Annotated in this window: 19 protein-coding genes; 8 read left to right on the top strand and 11 right to left on the bottom strand. The window is 62.4% G+C overall.

Going from position 1 to position 16,399, the window contains the following annotated elements:
* Positions 1–26: 26 nt before the first annotated feature.
* Both KBX18_RS01875 and KBX18_RS01870 read left to right on the top strand, forming a co-directional pair.
* Positions 27–404, top strand: coding sequence for a YidH family protein (locus KBX18_RS01875; RefSeq protein ID WP_005287807.1), 378 nt, complete (start codon positions 27–29; stop codon positions 402–404).
* The gene (locus KBX18_RS01870; protein WP_005287809.1) at positions 404–733 is read left to right on the top strand and encodes a DUF202 domain-containing protein; all 330 of its coding nucleotides are present in this window, start codon (positions 404–406) and stop codon (positions 731–733) included. The genes KBX18_RS01875 and KBX18_RS01870 overlap by 1 nt, the downstream gene beginning before the upstream one ends.
* On the opposite strand, the gene KBX18_RS01865 is transcribed toward KBX18_RS01870, so the two are convergent.
* From KBX18_RS01865 to KBX18_RS01855, 3 genes are read right to left on the bottom strand one after another with little or no spacing between them, the layout of a single operon-like run.
* Positions 730–1,539, bottom strand: a complete 810-nt coding sequence (locus KBX18_RS01865; RefSeq protein ID WP_255994606.1) for a plasmid pRiA4b ORF-3 family protein — start codon at positions 1,537–1,539, stop codon at positions 730–732. The two genes, KBX18_RS01870 and KBX18_RS01865, sit on opposite strands and share 4 nt — an antisense overlap.
* Positions 1,536–2,123, bottom strand: coding sequence for a hypothetical protein (locus tag KBX18_RS01860; RefSeq protein WP_255994605.1), 588 nt, complete (start codon positions 2,121–2,123; stop codon positions 1,536–1,538). The genes KBX18_RS01865 and KBX18_RS01860 overlap by 4 nt, the downstream gene beginning before the upstream one ends.
* Positions 2,124–2,142: 19 nt before the next feature.
* Entirely contained in the window at positions 2,143–3,273 is a 1,131-nt protein-coding gene (locus tag KBX18_RS01855) for an MFS transporter (protein ID WP_255994738.1), read from the bottom strand.
* A gap of 113 nt (positions 3,274–3,386) precedes the next feature.
* Between KBX18_RS01855 and KBX18_RS01850 the strand changes: the two genes are divergently transcribed.
* Positions 3,387–4,136 (top strand): TIGR02206 family membrane protein, encoded by a 750-nt coding sequence (locus KBX18_RS01850; protein WP_005287821.1) that lies wholly within the window; start codon positions 3,387–3,389, stop codon positions 4,134–4,136.
* Here KBX18_RS01850 and KBX18_RS01845 read toward each other — a convergent pair.
* The 6 genes from KBX18_RS01845 to aceA all read right to left on the bottom strand — a co-directional run bounded on the left by KBX18_RS01845 (position 4,084) and on the right by aceA (position 9,135).
* Complete coding sequence (locus tag KBX18_RS01845; protein WP_255994604.1) at positions 4,084–5,655, bottom strand: bifunctional ADP-dependent NAD(P)H-hydrate dehydratase/NAD(P)H-hydrate epimerase; 1,572 nt, start codon at positions 5,653–5,655, stop codon at positions 4,084–4,086. The two genes, KBX18_RS01850 and KBX18_RS01845, sit on opposite strands and share 53 nt — an antisense overlap.
* Before the next feature lie 19 nt (positions 5,656–5,674).
* A complete protein-coding gene (locus KBX18_RS01840) occupies positions 5,675–6,112 on the bottom strand; it encodes a type II toxin-antitoxin system VapC family toxin (RefSeq protein WP_255994603.1) in 438 nt (145 codons plus the stop codon).
* On the bottom strand, positions 6,109–6,351 hold the full coding sequence (locus KBX18_RS01835; RefSeq protein WP_255994602.1) for a hypothetical protein: 243 nt from the start codon (positions 6,349–6,351) through the stop codon (positions 6,109–6,111). Before KBX18_RS01835 ends, KBX18_RS01840 begins: the two co-directional genes overlap by 4 nt.
* A gap of 50 nt (positions 6,352–6,401) precedes the next feature.
* Positions 6,402–7,205, bottom strand: coding sequence for an Fpg/Nei family DNA glycosylase (locus tag KBX18_RS01830; RefSeq protein ID WP_005287836.1), 804 nt, complete (start codon positions 7,203–7,205; stop codon positions 6,402–6,404).
* Between the two features lie 10 nt (positions 7,206–7,215).
* Complete coding sequence (gene rraA / locus KBX18_RS01825; protein WP_255994601.1) at positions 7,216–7,719, bottom strand: ribonuclease E activity regulator RraA; 504 nt, start codon at positions 7,717–7,719, stop codon at positions 7,216–7,218.
* A gap of 123 nt (positions 7,720–7,842) precedes the next feature.
* Positions 7,843–9,135, bottom strand: coding sequence for an isocitrate lyase (gene aceA / locus KBX18_RS01820; RefSeq protein WP_005287840.1), 1,293 nt, complete (start codon positions 9,133–9,135; stop codon positions 7,843–7,845).
* A 370-nt stretch (positions 9,136–9,505) separates the two neighbouring features.
* On the opposite strand from aceA, the gene KBX18_RS01815 reads away from it, so the two are divergent.
* Positions 9,506–11,722, top strand: coding sequence for a malate synthase G (locus KBX18_RS01815; protein ID WP_255994600.1), 2,217 nt, complete (start codon positions 9,506–9,508; stop codon positions 11,720–11,722).
* Between the two features lie 50 nt (positions 11,723–11,772).
* Here KBX18_RS01815 and KBX18_RS01810 read toward each other — a convergent pair whose 3' ends face one another.
* Together KBX18_RS01810 and relB are read right to left on the bottom strand one after the other, a co-directional pair.
* Positions 11,773–12,042 carry a type II toxin-antitoxin system RelE/ParE family toxin gene (locus tag KBX18_RS01810; RefSeq protein ID WP_005287846.1) on the bottom strand — a complete coding sequence of 90 codons (270 nt, stop codon included), beginning with the start codon at positions 12,040–12,042 and terminating at the stop codon, positions 11,773–11,775.
* 8 nt (positions 12,043–12,050) lie between these two features.
* Positions 12,051–12,263, bottom strand: coding sequence for a type II toxin-antitoxin system RelB family antitoxin (gene relB / locus KBX18_RS01805; protein WP_005287849.1), 213 nt, complete (start codon positions 12,261–12,263; stop codon positions 12,051–12,053).
* Positions 12,264–12,350: 87 nt separating this feature from the next.
* Between relB and KBX18_RS01800 the strand changes: the two genes are divergently transcribed.
* The 4 genes from KBX18_RS01800 (at position 12,351) to KBX18_RS01785 (ending at position 16,393) form a co-directional block, all read left to right on the top strand.
* The gene (locus tag KBX18_RS01800; protein ID WP_255994599.1) at positions 12,351–13,844 is read left to right on the top strand and encodes a DUF1846 domain-containing protein; all 1,494 of its coding nucleotides are present in this window, start codon (positions 12,351–12,353) and stop codon (positions 13,842–13,844) included.
* 116 nt (positions 13,845–13,960) lie between these two features.
* Positions 13,961–14,887, top strand: a complete 927-nt coding sequence (locus tag KBX18_RS01795) for an ABC transporter ATP-binding protein (RefSeq protein ID WP_255994598.1) — start codon at positions 13,961–13,963, stop codon at positions 14,885–14,887.
* Positions 14,887–15,645 carry a hypothetical protein gene (locus KBX18_RS01790; protein WP_255994597.1) on the top strand — a complete coding sequence of 253 codons (759 nt, stop codon included), beginning with the start codon at positions 14,887–14,889 and terminating at the stop codon, positions 15,643–15,645. Before KBX18_RS01795 ends, KBX18_RS01790 begins: the two co-directional genes overlap by 1 nt.
* Complete coding sequence (locus KBX18_RS01785; protein ID WP_255994596.1) at positions 15,638–16,393, top strand: ABC transporter permease; 756 nt, start codon at positions 15,638–15,640, stop codon at positions 16,391–16,393. Before KBX18_RS01790 ends, KBX18_RS01785 begins: the two co-directional genes overlap by 8 nt.
* Positions 16,394–16,399 lie beyond the last annotated feature (6 nt).

Here is a 16,399-nt window from a genome sequence, read left to right as displayed (position 1 = left end):
CCCAGGGTAGCCCTACACTGGACACCATGAGCGAGAAGAACCCGGACCAGCGCGGATGGTTCACGCGCACCGTGTTTCCCGACGGGGACGAGCCTGATCCGCGCTTCACGCTGGCCAACGAGCGAACATTCCTGGCCTGGACCCGCACGGCGCTCGCATTCCTCGCGGGCGGTATCGCTCTGGAGGCCTTCGCGCTACCGGGAATTGACGAGGAGTGGCGCCAGATCGCGGCCATCGTGCTCATTCTCGTCGGATTGCTCATCGCGCTGGGCTCCGCGGTGCGTTGGGTCCACTTGGAGCGGGCGCTGCGCCACAAGAAACCGTTGCCGGCGCCTGCGGTGGTTCCGCTGCTCGGAGTCGGCATCGCGTTGGCCAGCTTGGTCGTGCTGATCGGGCTGTTCTGATGGCCCCTTCCCCCATCCCCGTCGCAGACGAAGGGCTCCAACCCGAACGCACAGCGATGTCGTGGACCCGCACGGCGTTGGCCATGGCAGTCTGCTCGCTCACCCTTTTACGCTGGTCGCGGCCGTATTCCGCGCTCGTGTTCGGAGCTATGGGGCTGCTCGCCCTCCTGGCTATGGCCATCATCGTGCGCAACCGCGCCGAGTATCGTGCGGAGGCCGAGGGATTGAGCCACGAGCGTATCGACGCCAACGTGTTCGGCGTCCTCACCATCACCCTAGGAATGACTGTGCTCGGCGGGCTGGGCCTACACCTAGTGGTACAGGCTTAGTCCTTCTCGTCCCGCTCGTCGCTGTCGGTGTCGGTCCCATCGTCTGGCTCTTCCGTCAGTTCGCTCGCCTGGTCGGCGAAGAACTCCGACATGGCGGCAATGAGGGTGGGGTTGCGCTCCGGATTGGGGTCTAAGTCGAGGATCTGCTGCAGGTCAGGGCGGGACTGCACGAAGGAATCAAACCCCTCGATGATCTCAGGGGCGCGGGGGTCATCCATGAGCTCATCGTCGTTGGTGAGGAAGAGGTTCTCCGCGGTGTATGCGATGCGCTCAGCGACGGAGGGGTGATGGGCGTGCGAGAGACGTTCGACCAAGCGCTCCGGACTCATCACCGGCATGAAGCTCAGGAGCAGGGGTGATACCTTCAGGTCCGGTTCGAGACCGGCGGCGAGCCGGAGAGCCTCGGTGTGGAAGGCCGACATCATGTCCGGGCTGCCGCAGGCTTCGAGGACGTCGGGGCCTAAGGCGTCGACAAGCATGGGCGAGGGCATGTCGACGTCGGTGGTGCCCAGCACATCGATGCTGACCGCCCAGGTCGCGGCTGGGTCATAGAAGTACGTCATGCCGTCGATGTCGGCGACGGTGAGGGTGTGCTCGCTCAGTTCCCCGTCGGTCGGTTCATCGGTGTAAAGGGTGCGGGAGCCACCGTCCTCGCTGGCGAAGAAATGGTCGGACGTGCCGCTGAAGCCGAATGCCGCATCAATGAGCGCGGCCATGCCGGAAAGGTCAATAGCGTCCTCGACGTTCAGGACGCGCGTGATTTCGGGGCGCGAACCCTGTACCGTCATGGACAGCGTGACAATCATTGGGGATCCCCACCAAGCAAGATAGCCAGCGCAGATTCATCGGAATCGTTGACGATGTGGAGCGTCTTCACGCCGTCCTGGGTGCAACCAATCGTGGATGGTTCCAAAGGAATGTTCTCGAGTACAAGGCCGTCCGACAGAGCAAGGACAGCGTGCTCGAACTCTGGGGTGACCATGAACACGAACTCAGCACCCGGGTAGATGCGCAGTTCGGCACCGACCGCCGGGTAGGCGGTCTCGACGGGGCTGTCTTGTCCGAAAAGCGAGCCGACGAAGACGCGCGCTTCACCTGCAGACTTGCCGGAGAAGCTCAGTAGTGTGAACGGTTCAGGGACGAAGCTGTCGAAACGGCGCGGGGCACGCTCATCCTCGGGCAGTGCTAGTGCGAGCTGGATGCCGCGGCGGGTGAAGTCCTGCGCGCCGGAGAACAAAGCTCCGTTGTCCCCCGAACCCTCGCCTGAAAAAAGCCAGGTGAAGGTCTGGTTGTTGGTCTTTCCCGGGCGGGACACTCGCCACGGCCCGATGGCAAGCGGCAGGGAGCGCACCTCGACCTCGGCGGCGTTGTCGTATTCCATGCTCGTCATGCAGTTCAGGGTACCTGTGTTAGCGCAGGATCGGGCGAGCTCGCAAACTGAGTTCAGCCATTGCGAGTGCGCCGAGCACTGCGGTGATTAGAAGGGTGCCCGGGAAGAACCCGGCATCCACTGGGATGGCACCCACGGCCGAACCGCTGGCAATGCCCACTTGGAACGTGACCACGTAGATAGACGATGCGCGGTTCTGGTTGTCCTCCCCCGCAAAGAGGAAGATTGTCGTCGCTGCAGTAGGCAACCCACCGCCAGCAGTACCGAGAAAGACGACGACGAGGAGGGCGGGGATGAGGGCGAGGGCGGGGGAAGCACTGATCAGCCCCAGGGCGAGCGCACCGAGGATGCCCGCAACGACAATGAGACCCGAAAAGATGAAGTTCATGCGGATCATGCGGCGGTCGGAGCGGCGGCCCGCAGAAAGAACACCGACGATGCCGAAGAGGCCGTAACCGGCGAGCCCGAGCGCCACGAAGGTCTCGCCGATCGTGCGCTCGACGAACAGGCCCAGGTAGGTGTAGGAGCAGAACAGCGCCGTGATCACCAGCGTTAAATAGAGCACGAGGGCAGGTAGCGCAGATTTCTGGTTGGCTTCCCCGCTTTTGCCTGCGGGCGGGATGGCGGGCATGGACGGCAGGAAGAACAACAGCGCCGCGAACGAGCCTGCGACAAGCACTCCGAGCAGCCAGGTAGCGTTGCGCCACCCGATCGCACCGCCGACGAGAGTGGTCAGCGGCGAGCCCATGACCAGTGCCATCGTCGAACCCAGCGACACAACGCCTATCGCGCGGCCGGTCATCCCCTTCGGTGCGAGCCGGGCCGCCATGGGGTTGACGAGAGACCAGAACAACCCGTGCGTGAAGGCAGCGCACACGCGCCCGGCGACAAGCATCCAATAGTTCGCCGCGGTGGCCTGCAGCGCGATGCCGGCGAGCAGACAGATCAGCGTGGCCATGAACACTGGTTTTCTGTCCAGTTTGCGGGTGATTTCCATGAGCGGAATGGTGACCACCGCGACGAGACCCGCGTACACAGTCATGAGCAGCCCGATTTGGCCCTCGGTGACCCCTAGGTCCTCCGCCATCGGGCTGATGAGGCCGACGGCGAACATCTCGAAGGTGACGTACACGAAGGCAGCGAAGCCCATCGTCGACAGCGGAAGCACGGGAAATTGTTGTTGCACAGGGCCACGCTAAACCTCTCCCATAAATTTCGCAGTTCAATGTTTTCAGCCCCACACTTGGTGGTAGAACGTTAAACATGCCGATTCAGCCGCCAGACTGGGAGTCGCGCCACACAGGCCAGTCGTACCCCACGATCACACAGTACGACCGGAAGCACCTGTCGATTCTGGTGCTGTTCATCTTCCTCTGCGGCATCCTGGTCATGGCTGTGAAGAAGCTTCCCGGCTCAGTGGTGAAGGCCTCTCGCAAGGTGGCCTCCGCCATCATGCTGCTGATCTCCACGGCGTACTTCGTGTGGGTGCTCAGTCCGTCACGCATCGTGTGGGACGAGACAGCTCCGTTCCATGTCACCGACCTGCTGCGCTACATCACGCCGCTGGCCTTGGGGACCGAAAACCCGACCGCAACAGCGCTGTCATACTACTGGGGATTCTTCCTCAACCCGATGGCCATTTTCTTCCCGGACATGGCGTACGTGCAGGACAACTGGCGCCTGCAAGAGCTCGGCTACTGGTACTTCCACCTCGCGGCGACGATCGTGCCCGTCGTGCTCACCTTCGGGCTGGGCTACCGGCCGTCATGGAAGGACTGGCGTGTGGTTTCCGGCATCACTATGGCGTGGGCTGGCGTCTCTGGCGTTGTCAACAAGCTCACCGGCGGCAACTACTTCTTCAGTGCCGGCCACCCGCGCGGCTGGTCCCCGCTGCACTGGTTCGGCCCATGGCCCTGGTACCTGCTCATATGCGTACCCGGTGTGCCGGTCGTCTTCTCGCTTATGACCATCGCCTGGCCCGGTAACCGGCGGGAACTCCTTGTAGCACGTTGAGGTTCGCAGTCGCGGCGGGTATTGCCTGCGCAATTTTCGACGCATGCGTCGGCCCTGCCCCGTACTCCGTCTGCGCCGAGATCCACGCCGCCACCGCGTGAACAGTGACCGATTGGTAGATGCCGAGCATGCCGTCGCGGGCCATCCGTGCACCCATCAGCCCGGCCAGCACGTCACCTGATCCAGGTGTGGCCGCCCACGACGTTCCGCAGTCCACAACGATGGCGTGGTCCTGCTCCGGGTTGGCGACGATGGTGCTCCGCCCTTTCCGCACAACAGCGCAGTTCAACGTTGTTGCAAGAGCTTTGGTCTCGGTGAGCCGGTCAGCGGGTGCGATTCCGAGCGCGTCCCGCAGCCGCTCGAACTCTCCGTCGTGCGGGGTGAGCACTGTTTCTGCCTCTCTCTGTTCCAGCAGGTCGCGTAGTTCTGGGTCGCGGGTCAGGAGGGTGAGGCCGTCGGCGTCGATAAGCAACGGCTCCTCACGTCCGAGAAGCAGCGCGAGCTCGCTGCTGGCCGCGGAATCTGTGCCAACACCCGGGCCGAACACCCACGCCTGCACGCGCCCGGCGTCTTCGAGCTTGTGCGTGACGACGACCTCCGGCAGCGCCCGCACCACCTCCAACGCCTGAGGCCCGGCGTAACGAACCATCGCCGGTGTCGCATTGACAGCGCCAATAGTGGCGAGGATCGCCGCGCCGGGATAAGTACCGCTACCAGCGCGGATACCGACGACACCGCCGGTGTACTTGTCATCGCCCGGGCGCGGTTCCGTATCTGGCTCATTGTCGGGGCGGAGCGGATCGAGCGCGTCAGGGGTCTGGAGCTCACCCGGCACGGAGCGGAAGAGGAGGGTGTCGCTCTCCCAAACGCGAAGTTCATCGGCGATCGTGCGGCCGTCATGAATGTGCGGGTGGGCGAGCAGCTGGATGCCGCACTCCGGGGCGAGACCGTGCGCGCGGCGCCATCCGCCGAACGTGACTGTCGCGTCGGCGATGACGTGGACCTCGCCCTTCTCTCCTGTATCCGCGTCAATGCCCGAGGGCACGTCGACCGCCAACACGTGGGCGTACCAGTCGGTGAGGTGGTCGAGCACCTGCTTGACCTCCTCGCCCAGGCTGCCCGCGCCACCGAGGCCAGTGAGCCCGTCGATGGCGAGGCGGTAGTTCTGCTCCTGCATCGGGGCACTATCAAGGACGGTGCCGCCGGCGTTGCGGAAGGCCTCCAAGGCAGGTTCGTGGGCGCTCCCCCACGCCAGCCATGCATCTACTGTGTGGCCGGCAAGTGCCAGTTCAGCACCGGCGTAGAGAGCGTCGCCGCCGTTGCCGCCCTTGCCCACCAAGAGCAAAATGCGGGGGTTCTCGCGGTAGTGTTCCAAGAAGTCCGGCCAGGTCAGCATGGTTTCTGCCGCCAGGAAGACGGCGTGGGCCGCCGATTTCATGAGTTCGTCGGGTTCGCGTTGCGCGTCGAGCAGCGGGCGCTCTGCCGCGCGGATCTGTTCGGCTGTGTAAGCGTGCAGCATGCACCCCAGCGTAGGTGCGTTACGTGTCTTGCGCGTCGAGTGGAGAAAACCAACGCAGGCCCTGAAAGCGAGCAAAGTCGCTATCGAAAGAGCAGATGGAGGTGCCGTGCTCGATAGCGAGAGCGGCAAGATGAGCATCGGTGACAAGGGTCCCACGGGCGTCACTGTCGACGGTGAGGGTGCGCAGGATACTCGCGTGCTGCGGACCAGGTTGGGGCACCCAGGAGTTCGGGTGTTTCAACCAGTTCTCGATGTAGTCACTCGCGCGAGAAGGTGTGAGCGGCATAGCGAACAGTGCAGGGTTCGTGGTGATCCTTTGAAACGCCAGCAAGCAAATCCACGGGAAGCCGACCCGTTCAGTGCCGCGCAGAGCACTATCAAGCCATGACGAGGCTTCAGCGAAATGCGTCGCGTTCTCATCAGACGCGTAGATAAGCACGTTTGCGTCGATGATCATTGCACGCGCCGGCCGAGTCTTTCGCGATCTTCCAGATCCAAGATCTCACTAACTTTGATGCACTCGACCTTCATTCCCATCGGCTGCGACATGGGGATATAGTCCACTGCACTATCTTTTCGGGGCAATCCGGCGCGTGCAAGATCATTGACCGCTTCACCCACGCTGGTGCCTTTCTCAGCTGCGATAGCGCGGGCGGCGGTGTACACCTCTTCATCGAGCCGGATCGTGAGCCTCATGAAACCGACGCTAGCACCAGTGGTGACGCAGTTCAAGACCGGTTTCTAAGTTACTGGCAGCCCGGGCACCAGTAGAGTTTCCGGCCCTCGCTCACCTTCATCTCGATCGGTGTGCCGCAGATGTAGCACGGGTCGCCCGCCCGGCGGTAGACGTAGACCTCTCCGCCATGGTCGTCCTTGCGCGGGTCGCGCCCCATGGTCTCCGGGGTGTGGTCGGGGCGGACGGTGTCGATGCGCCCGTTGTCGACACCGTAGGCCATGAGCTCTACAAGATCGGTCCAGATCGCGTCGAACTGAGCGCGGCTCAGTAGTGTCCCGGGGACCGTCGGATCGATGCCTTGCCGGAAGAGCACCTCCGCGCGGTAGATATTGCCCACACCGGCGAAGAGCTTCTGGTCCATCAGAAGCGAACCGATGGAGCGCTTCGATCGGTGGATTTTCGCGTAGAGCGCGTCCGGAGGGGTCGCCTCCACAATCGGATCGAAGCCAGACCGGGCGATGATCGCGTCGACCTCATCGTCGGTGAGCAGCTTGCAGAACTGCGGTCCGCGCAGGTTAGCGGCAATCGTACCGTTGGAGATGTGGAGACGGATCTGGCCCCAGTTGTCCTCGGCGGGCTCGAAACGCAACGAGCCGATCAGGCCCAGGTGAATGTAGACCACGTGCTCGACGTGGGGCGCGTCGAAGTCGACGAACAGGTGCTTGCCGTGGGCGGTGGCGCGGGTGAGACGTGAGCCGTCGATAAGCGATGCTTGCGTGAAGCGCCCCTGCGGACTGGTCACCTCCACCGGGGCGCTGCGGAAATTCGCGTTGAGTTCGCGGGCGAGACGGTGGAGAACGTGACCTTCGGGCATTGAGCGGAGTTTACTCGGGCTCCACCGGGTTCTCCGAAACGACGACGCCGTCTGAGTCCGCGTAGACGTACTGGCCGGGGATGAAGTCGATGCCGCCCAGGCGGAGCACGATGTTCTCCTCGCCGACGCCGTCTTTGTTGGACTTACGCGGGTTGGTGCCCAGAGCCATGCAGCCGAACTCCATCTTGGCCACCTCCGCGGAGTCGCGGATCGGGCCGTTGATGATCACGCCGGCCCAGCCGTTGTTCACGCCAGCCTCAGCGATCATGTCGCCCATCAGAGCAGTGTGCATCGACGCGTGACCGTCCACCACGAGGACCTTGCCCTCGCCGGGAGAGTTCAGCGTCTTCTTGACCAAGCCGTTGTCTTGGAAGCAGGAAATCGTGTGGATCTCACCGCAGAACTCGATCCTCCCGCCGAAGTTGCGGAACTGGATGTCGCAGCTGCGCACATCCTTGTCGTGGATGTCGGCGATGTCAGCGGTGGCGATGAACTGGATGCTCGAGTCAGTCATGGCGGGATGCTCCTTCGGGTTGGTGGGTTCTGGTTTACGAGTTTACGCGGTGTCATCCTGCAAAAGACGACAAACCCGCACTGCGCAGCGGCAGTGCGGGTTTAGTCCGTTCAAGCTTTCAGCTTAGAACTGGCCCTCCTCGGTGGAGCCCTTCAGGGCGGTGGTGGAGGAGTTCGGGTCGACGGTGGTGGCAACGCGGTCGAAGTAGCCGGCACCGACCTCGCGCTGGTGCTTCACAGCGGTGAAGCCGCGGTCGGATGCTGCCTGGAACTCGCGGTTCTGCAGGTCGACGAAGGCCGGCATGCCCTCGCGAGCGTAGCCGTAGGCCAGGTCGAACATGGAGTAGTTGAGGGCGTGGAAGCCAGCCAGCGTGATGAACTGGAAGGTGAAGCCCATCTTGCCCAGCTCCTTCTGGAACTTGGCGATCTCTTCCTCGTCCAGGTGGGAGGACCAGTTGAAGGACGGGGAGCAGTTGTAGGCCAGCAGCTGGTCCGGGAACTCCTCGTGGACACCGTCAGCGAACTTCTTCGCCAGCTCGAGGTCCGGAGTGCCGGTCTCCATCCAGATCAGGTCAGCGTACGGAGCGTAGGACTTTGCGCGCGCGATGCAGGGCTCAACGCCGTTCTGGACGTAGTAGTAGCCCTCAGCGGAACGCTCGCCGGTGAGGAACTTCGCGTCGCGCTCGTCGACGTCGGAGGTCAGCAGGGTTGCAGCCTCAGCGTCGGTGCGGCCGATGACAACAGTCGGGACGTTGAGAACGTCTGCAGCCAAGCGAGCGGAGGACAGAGTGCGGATGTGCTGCTGGGTCGGGATGAGGACCTTGCCGCCCAGGTGGCCGCACTTCTTCTCGGAAGCGAGCTGGTCCTCCCAGTGGGTACCAGCGGCACCAGCCTGGATCATTGCGCGCTGCAGCTCGTAAACGTTCAGTGCGCCACCGAAGCCAGCCTCACCGTCAGCGACGATCGGGACGAGCCAGTTGTCCACGGAGGTGTCGCCCTCGACGCGGGAGATCTGGTCAGCGCGGGTCAGGGCGTTGTTAATGCGGCGGACAACGTTCGGCACGGAGTTAGCCGGGTACAGGGACTGGTCCGGGTAGGTGTTGCCGGAGAGGTTGGCGTCACCTGCGACCTGCCAGCCGGAGAGGTACACAGCCTGCAGGCCTGCACGGACCTGCTGAACGGCCTGGTTACCGGTCAGGGCACCCAGGGCGTGGATGTAGGAGCCGTCGCCCTTGGTGATGCCGTCCCAAAGGATCTCAGCACCGCGGCGAGCGAGGGTCTGCTCCTCGACGACGTTGCCCTGCAGGTCAGCAACCTGCTGTGCGGTGTAGTCGCGGGTGATGCCCTTCCAGCGGGGGTTCTCGTCCCAATCCTTCTGGATTTCCTCAGCGGTACGAGCCTGTCCTGTGGTGGTCATATACCTGTCCCCTTTCTATGGGATCTGTTGTTTGAAGCCGCTCACCCAGCGAAAGTGAAGTGAGCCACGCTGTTGGCGTTCAACGACTAGTATCACCATCCGCTCACTAGTCCGTCAATACGGGGCGTGGTTTGCGTTGGTTAGCGGCGTGGCTCGGGGGTCAGGATGACGGGAAAGTCGCAGCTTGAGAGCTTTTTGCTTATCGACGTGCGCGACCAGCCTGACAGTCGTCCGACTTTTGACTAACAATTTCGGGGGTAGCGTGACAGCAATCACTTAATGTTTCGCATAATGCGCACGCAACAATTTAAGGCAACCTAGACTGGTGCCATACATCTTCTGTCTACTTGGCTGAAAGGATCTCTGCCCTATGACTACGCCGCAATTCGAGGACCGCACGGAGCGCGTCGAGGTAGCTGGCCTGCAGGTGGCCCGCCCGCTCTATGACTTTGTCAACGACACTCTGCTGCCGGAGATCAAGCCCGAAACGAACCTGGACGCGGAGAAGTTCTGGGCCGATGTCGCGCAGTACTTCGCGGACCTGGCTCCGAAGAACAAGGCGTTGCTGGCCCGCCGCGACGAGCTGCAGGCCACCATGGATGACTACTACCGCGAGAACCCGGGCCAGCCGGACCCGAAGGAGCACGAGGAGTTCCTGCGTTCCATCGGCTACATCGTCGACCAGCCGACTGACGGTGCAATCCGCACCGAGAACGTCGACGACGAGTTCGCTAACGTCGCCGGCCCGCAGCTGGTGGTGCCGATTACGAATGCTCGCTTTGCCATCAACGCCGCGAACGCGCGCTACGGTTCGCTCTACGACGCGCTGTACGGCACCGATGCCATCCCGACCGACGGTGGTGCCGAGCCAGGCAAGGGGTACAACCCGGTTCGCGGCGACCGCGTGATCGAGTGGTCCCGAAACTTCCTCGATGAGGCTGTGCCGCTCGAGGGCGCATCCCACGCCGAGGTCGACTCCTACGAAATCACCGAGTCCGGCGAAGTGAAGATCACCGCTGACGGCAACGAGGTCTCCCTGAAGGAGCCGGAGGTATACATCGGCTACCAGGGTGAGCAGTCTGCTCCGACCGGCATCGTGCTGCGCCACAATGGCCTGCACATCATCATTCAGCTCGACCGCGAGCACCCGGTGGGCAAGACCGACCGCGCTGGTGTTGCTGACGTCGTGCTCGAGTCCGCCGTGACCGCCATCATGGACTTCGAGGACTCTGCCGCCGCAGTTGACGGTGCTGACAAGGCCGCTGCTTACCAGACCTGGTTCGGTCTCAACCGCGGCGACATCTCTGAGACTGTCGCTAAGGGCGACAAGTCCTTCGAGCGCAAGCAGGAAGACGACCTGACCTATACCGCGAAGGACGGCTCCGAGGCCACCCTGCACGGCCGCGCCATGATGCTGTGCCGCAATGTGGGCCACCTGATGACCACCCCGGCCATTCTCTTTAACGGCGAGGAAGTCCCGGAGGGCCTGCTCGACGGCATCATCACTGTTGCCTCCGCTATCCCGGGCCTGCGCAAGGACAACGCGCACGGTAACTCCCGGACGGGTTCTGTGTACGTGGTGAAGCCGAAGCAGCACGGCCCGGAAGAGGTCGCTTTCACTAACGAGATCTTCGACCGCGTCGAGGAGATCCTGAACCTGCCGAAGAACACCGTCAAGGTCGGTGTCATGGACGAGGAGCGCCGCACCTCCGTCAACCTGGACGCGTGCATCATGGAGGCCGCGGACCGCCTGGTGTTCATCAACACCGGCTTCCTGGACCGCACCGGCGATGAGATCCACACCTCCATGCAGGCCGGCCCGATGGTCCGAAAGGCGGACCTGCAGACCGCGCCGTGGAAGCTCGCGTACGAGAACCACAACGTCGACGCAGGTCTGGCGCATGACCTGCCGGGCCGCGCACAGATCGGTAAGGGCATGTGGGCAGAGACCGAGCATATGGCCGCGATGCTGGAGAAGAAGATCGGCCAGCCGCGCGAGGGTGCCAACACCGCATGGGTCCCCTCCCCGACCGGTGCGACCCTGCACGCTACCCACTACCACCAGGTCAATGTCCACGAGGTGCAGGACGAGCTGCGCGCCGCTGGCCGCCGCGACGCCTACGCTGACCTGCTTACCGTTCCGGTCAACACGGGCGGCGACACCTGGTCCGACGAGGAGAAGCAGCAGGAGCTGGACAACAACTGCCAGTCCATCCTGGGCTACGTGGTCCGCTGGGTTGAGCAGGGCGTCGGTTGCTCGAAGGTGCCGGACATCCACGACGTGGACCTCATGGAGGACCGCGCCACCCTGCGCATTTCTTCCCAGCTCCTTGCGAACTGGCTGGTCCACGGTGTCATCACCGAGGAACAGGTCGTGGAGTCTCTCGAGCGCATGGCGAAGAAGGTCGACGAGCAGAACGCCGGGGACGCCAACTACCTGCCGATGGCCGCCGATTACGACGCTTCTATCGGCTTCCAGGCCGCGAAGGACCTGATCTTCAAGGGCACCGAGTCCCCGGCTGGCTACACCGAGCCGATCCTGCACGCGAAGCGCCGCGAGTTCAAGGCCGCCCACGGGGTTGATTAATCGGGTCTAGATCCGATTGCTAGCGCCGCTACCGTTTCGGTGGCGGCGTTCTAGTCTCCGTAGACCACGCTTCTGTGGCCGACGGTGAAGACCTCAATGGTGACTGTTTCGTCCTTAATGAGTGCGAGAATCCGGTAAGAGCCAACTCGGTAGCGCCATTCCCCGGAGCGGTTCGCTGTCAATGATTTGCCGAATGCGCGCGGGTCAGCGCAGCCGTCGAGGTTGTTTTTGATCCAGGTAGCAAGAATTCGGGCGTCGAATCGGTCCATCTTCTTGAGCTGTTTACGGGCCTTGGCGGTGAGTTCGACTTTGTAGGACATTTGAAGCGTTAGCGCAGCTCGGTGAGCACGTCGTCGATGGTGAAGCGCTCGCCGGAATCGTCGGCGATCGCCTCACGTAGTTCCTGCAGGTCATAAGTATCTTCGATCTTTTCAAGAATGGCGGAGCGGGCGAAATCGGAGATCGTGACGCCGGAGAAGCTCGCGAACTTGCGGACCAGCTCGGCGTCCTCTGCGTTCATGCGGATTGTCATCGTGGCCATGAATACATTGTATTCACTCGGCTTGCGTGAACAAGATTCCCCAGGGCTCTATGTATTCTCTTTAGGGTGCGGCGCTAAGGAGGGCACATGGGGTACACAGTCGGATTCGACCGCGACAAGTACATTGCGATGCAGTCGGAGCAGATTTCGAAGCGTCGTGAAGCAATCGGCGGAAAGCTCTACCTCGAGATGGGCGGCAAGCTTTTCGACGACCACCATGCCTCCCGCGTCCTGCCCGGGTTCACCCCGGACAACAAGATCGCCATGCTCGAAGCGATCAAGGACGAAGTGGAGATCGTCGTCTGCGTCGCCGCGCCTGACCTGGTCCGGCAAAAGGTCCGCGCGGACATCGGCATCACCTACGAGGACGAGGTTTTAAGGCTTATCGACGGCTTCCGCGAGCGCAACTTCCTCGTGGACAACGTCGTGATCACCCAGTACGAAAGCGGCCCTGACCAAGCCGATGCCTTCCGGGACAAGCTGGAGAAACTGGGGTTGACGGTCAATCTGCACCGCGTGATTCCCGGGTACCCGAATGACATTTCGCGGATCGTCTCGGAGGAGGGCTTCGGCCGCAACGACTACGTGGAGACCACCCGCGACGTGGTGGTCATGACCGCGCCGGGCCCGGGATCTGGCAAGATGGCCACCTGCCTCAGCCAGGTGTATGCCGACAACAGGCGCGGCATTTCCGCTGGCTACGCAAAGTTCGAGACATTCCCTATCTGGAATCTGCCGCTCGAGCACCCGATCAACCTGGCCTATGAGGCAGCGACGGTCGACCTCGACGACATCAACGTCATCGACCAGTACCACCTGGCCGCGTACGGTGAGCAGGTTTCCAGCTACAACCGTGATGTTGACGCGTTCCCTCTGCTCAAAGCGTTGCTGCTCGAGGCGACGGGGACGCAGCCGTACCAGTCCCCCACCGACATGGGCGTGAACATGGCAGGCTACGGCATCTCCGACGACGCCGCCTGCCGGTACGCCGCCAACCAGGAGATCATCCGTCGCTTCCTTGCCGCTCAGGTCGACGCGCGCCGGGGTGATGTGGCTGAGAACGTGCCGGAGCGCGCCGCGAATGTCATGCGCAAGGCAGGGCTGACTGTGGAAGACCGCCCGGTCGTCGGCCCGGCGCTCGCGATTGCTGACACCACGGGCAATCCCGGCGCGGCGCTGGAGCTTCCCGACGGTTCCATCGTCACCGGCAAGACCTCTGACCTGCTCGGACCATCGGCAGCCGTGCTGCTCAACGCCCTGAAAAAGCTCGCCGGCATTGACGACGAAGTGCACCTGCTCTCCCCCGACTCGATCGAGCCGATCCAGACGCTGAAGACGACGTACCTTGGCTCGCGCAACCCTCGCCTGCACACTGACGAGGTGCTCATCGCGCTGTCCGCTTCCGCCTCGGAAGACGACAACGCCCGGCTCGCGCTGGAGCAGCTGCAGTCGCTGCGCGGTTGCGATGCCCACATCACCACCATCCTGGGCTCGGTGGATGAGGGGATCTTCCGCTCACTCGGTGTGCTGGCGACAACGGAGCCGGAGTACTGGCGCAAAGCCCTGTACCACCGGCGTTAACATGCCTGTCCCCCTGAGGGGACAATCTCGCGTTTTCTCTGTCGCATCCTCTGCACCGCTGGAATCGTCGGAAGTGGAAACCGCATCCGACGAGAGGAAAAGGCAGGTGGCAGGACATGAGTACGCCCTTCGAGCTGGAAGCAGCGGGTTTGAACTATTCCTACGGCGATACGCCAGTCATCCAGGATCTGACCATGAGAGTCCCGCACGGGCAGGTCTATGGGTTCCTTGGCAGAAACGGTGCTGGTAAGAGCACCGTCATGAAGATTCTGCTCGGGCTTCTGAAACCGGCATCGGGACAGATTGCTTTTCAAGGCAGGATCATCGACCCAGGCGCAGCGTCGTACCTTGACCGCGTGGGAAGTTTGATTGAAGAACCTTCCTTCTACCCGAACCTCACTGGGGCAGAAAATATCCGCTACATCAGCAAACTTCGGGAAAGTACGGCGCAGGACACCCAGCTTCTCGGCCTCGTTGGTCTGAGCTCGCAAGCAGCCAACAAGAAAGCGGGAGAATACTCGCTGGGGATGAAGCAGCGGCTCGGTATTGCGCTTGCGCTTGTCGGCGACCCTCAGCTTCTGCTTCTCGACGAGCCAACGAACGGCCTAGACCCGGAAGGAATCCGGGAAATGCGCAACCTCATCCGCTATTTCTCCAGGGAGCTGGGAAAGACTGTCGTTGTTTCCAGCCACATTCTTTCGGAGATTGAGCAGCTCGCCGACACGGTGGGGATCATCCACCACGGACGCATGCGCTACGAAGGCAATCTGCACGACCTTTCTGGCACGCCATCCTTGCTCCTCGACACGATGGACGGTGCCGCGACGACCGAGGTGTTATCGCTGGGCAACATCCCCTTCACTGCTGTCACGCATGAGCGCTTCTCTTTGCCGTACCACGGCCGTAGCCAGACTGCTCAGCTAGTCAGCTGGCTCGTTGGGCAGAGTGTGCAGATCGCGTCGGTCAGCGTGAATGAGCGGACGTTGGAGGACTCCTTCCTTGAGATCACCGAGGAAGACTATGTCGAGGTGGGGAGCAAATAATGTCTGCGATGAAGAGCGTGGGGGTCACCCCCAAGGCGTTTCAGATGGCAGGTCTGGAACCGTCGAAGTACCGGCGCAAACCGAGCGTGCTGCTGCCATTAGGTGTTGTGGCGCTGTTCGGGTTGTGGGGCGTCGCGATCATGTTCAACTCCGGTTCGGACGATCGGGCTGCGATAATCAACCTGGTTCAGCTCGGCGGACTCATGCTGCCGCTGCTCATCGGCTCGAGCGTTCTCATCCTGGTCGGTGAAGACAAGAACACGAATATGACGTCCCGTGCGCAAAGCCTCGGCATCGCGCTGCCGGAAATCGGGTTTGCGAAGGCACTGTGGGCCCTGGCCGCGGGGTTCAGCGGACTGCTGGCCATCACCGTGAGCACGGTCGTTGCCGGGCACGCCGTAGGGATGACTCCCCCTGGGAACTCCTTGGTCATCGTGCTCTTCGCGCTGGCAGCGGAAATCGTCTGCCTCGTGCCCGCATTCCTCAACATTGCGTTGAGGAAACGGGGCCAAGGGTTTGTCCTGGCCCTGTCGCTCGGCGGAGCATTGCTGGGGTCAGCCGGGCACTTCTTGCCGCAACACGCAGCGGCACTCACACCATTCACCTTCGCAGGTGCATTGACTCCGGCGAGGATCAACCAGGACGGGATTCATGACGTGACTTTCTCCGTCGCATTGCCCATCATCGTGCTCGCCGCCACGGTCATCGTTTGCGCTGTCTCAATCGCGTTCTTCCCGAGGAGGGTTCACAATGACTAACAGCCTGATCGGCCTCAAGAAATCACCGAGTGCCCTCATTGTCCTGGCTGCGACAGGTCTTCTCTTCGTCGGCGCCGTCATCTTCGGACAGCACATGGTCCCCGACACGATGTGGCAGGATGATCCTTCATATGCGGTGACCTCAGTGTGGAGCAACCTTGGTGGGCTCTACTTCGGCATCTTGCTTCCCATTCTCGTCGCCAGCTGTGCAGCGCTGGTCATGGCCCCCGAGCACCAACGTGGAAACATGCAGTGGTTGCGCAGTCAACCGCGCGGGGCATCCTTACTCTTGAGGGAAAAAGTGGCGGCTCTAGGCCTGATCAGCGTCATCCTCGGTGCCATCCACATCGTTGTCATTCTCACGTTCGGGTTCTGGCAGGGGTACAGTTCGATTCCGCAGTTCGGCAACCTCGTTGTTTACGCCGCGGCGACCGCCTTCGGCGTGTTCGCGGTAGGAAGCTTCTACATGTGGGTCAGCACATTCCTACGTGGCACAGCCAGCACGATCTCGGCCGGGATAGCGCTCACCGTGACCTCCATGGCGTTGGCGGTCTTTGAGCAAGTGGCCGTCTCCTCCTCCACCACGATCGAATCGATGCTTCCGACCACCCAGCTCATTTCCACTGCGTTGGTGCGTGAAGCAGGGACCTCAACGCCGGTGATGGTGCTGTTGAAGGTGCTCATCGCGTTAGTGTGGTCAGGGGTGTTCATCCTGTTGACACGCAAGCGGTTGGTCAGCGCGAGTTAGTCGGGA

The sequence above is a fragment of the Corynebacterium sp. CCUG 69979 genome (genome assembly GCF_024454095.1).
Classification (GTDB): domain Bacteria; phylum Actinomycetota; class Actinomycetes; order Mycobacteriales; family Mycobacteriaceae; genus Corynebacterium; species Corynebacterium genitalium.
The sequence above is the reverse complement of the archived record's forward strand: the minus strand, read 5'-3'. Positions and strand labels throughout refer to the sequence as shown.

Excerpts from the sequence above, each read along its gene's own strand:
- KBX18_RS01860 (WP_255994605.1), bottom strand. The coding sequence starts at position 2,123 with ATGACGAGCATGGAATACGACAACGCCGCCGAGGTCGAGGTGCGCTCC.
- aceA (WP_005287840.1), bottom strand. The coding sequence starts at position 9,135 with ATGACCACCACAGGACAGGCTCGTACCGCTGAGGAAATCCAGAAGGAT.
- KBX18_RS01875 (WP_005287807.1), top strand. The coding sequence starts at position 27 with ATGAGCGAGAAGAACCCGGACCAGCGCGGATGGTTCACGCGCACCGTG.
- KBX18_RS01840 (WP_255994603.1), bottom strand. The coding sequence starts at position 6,112 with ATGATCATCGACGCAAACGTGCTTATCTACGCGTCTGATGAGAACGCG.
- KBX18_RS01830 (WP_005287836.1), bottom strand. The coding sequence starts at position 7,205 with ATGCCCGAAGGTCACGTTCTCCACCGTCTCGCCCGCGAACTCAACGCG.
- KBX18_RS01845 (WP_255994604.1), bottom strand. The coding sequence starts at position 5,655 with ATGCTGCACGCTTACACAGCCGAACAGATCCGCGCGGCAGAGCGCCCG.
- KBX18_RS01790 (WP_255994597.1), top strand. The coding sequence starts at position 14,887 with ATGTCTGCGATGAAGAGCGTGGGGGTCACCCCCAAGGCGTTTCAGATG.
- KBX18_RS01870 (WP_005287809.1), top strand. The coding sequence starts at position 404 with ATGGCCCCTTCCCCCATCCCCGTCGCAGACGAAGGGCTCCAACCCGAA.
- KBX18_RS01800 (WP_255994599.1), top strand. The coding sequence starts at position 12,351 with ATGGGGTACACAGTCGGATTCGACCGCGACAAGTACATTGCGATGCAG.
- KBX18_RS01810 (WP_005287846.1), bottom strand. The coding sequence starts at position 12,042 with ATGTCCTACAAAGTCGAACTCACCGCCAAGGCCCGTAAACAGCTCAAG.
- KBX18_RS01855 (WP_255994738.1), bottom strand. The coding sequence starts at position 3,273 with ATGGGCTTCGCTGCCTTCGTGTACGTCACCTTCGAGATGTTCGCCGTC.
- relB (WP_005287849.1), bottom strand. The coding sequence starts at position 12,263 with ATGGCCACGATGACAATCCGCATGAACGCAGAGGACGCCGAGCTGGTC.
- KBX18_RS01795 (WP_255994598.1), top strand. The coding sequence starts at position 13,961 with ATGAGTACGCCCTTCGAGCTGGAAGCAGCGGGTTTGAACTATTCCTAC.
- KBX18_RS01835 (WP_255994602.1), bottom strand. The coding sequence starts at position 6,351 with ATGAGGCTCACGATCCGGCTCGATGAAGAGGTGTACACCGCCGCCCGC.
- rraA (WP_255994601.1), bottom strand. The coding sequence starts at position 7,719 with ATGACTGACTCGAGCATCCAGTTCATCGCCACCGCTGACATCGCCGAC.
- KBX18_RS01865 (WP_255994606.1), bottom strand. The coding sequence starts at position 1,539 with ATGATTGTCACGCTGTCCATGACGGTACAGGGTTCGCGCCCCGAAATC.
- KBX18_RS01785 (WP_255994596.1), top strand. The coding sequence starts at position 15,638 with ATGACTAACAGCCTGATCGGCCTCAAGAAATCACCGAGTGCCCTCATT.
- KBX18_RS01850 (WP_005287821.1), top strand. The coding sequence starts at position 3,387 with ATGCCGATTCAGCCGCCAGACTGGGAGTCGCGCCACACAGGCCAGTCG.
- KBX18_RS01815 (WP_255994600.1), top strand. The coding sequence starts at position 9,506 with ATGACTACGCCGCAATTCGAGGACCGCACGGAGCGCGTCGAGGTAGCT.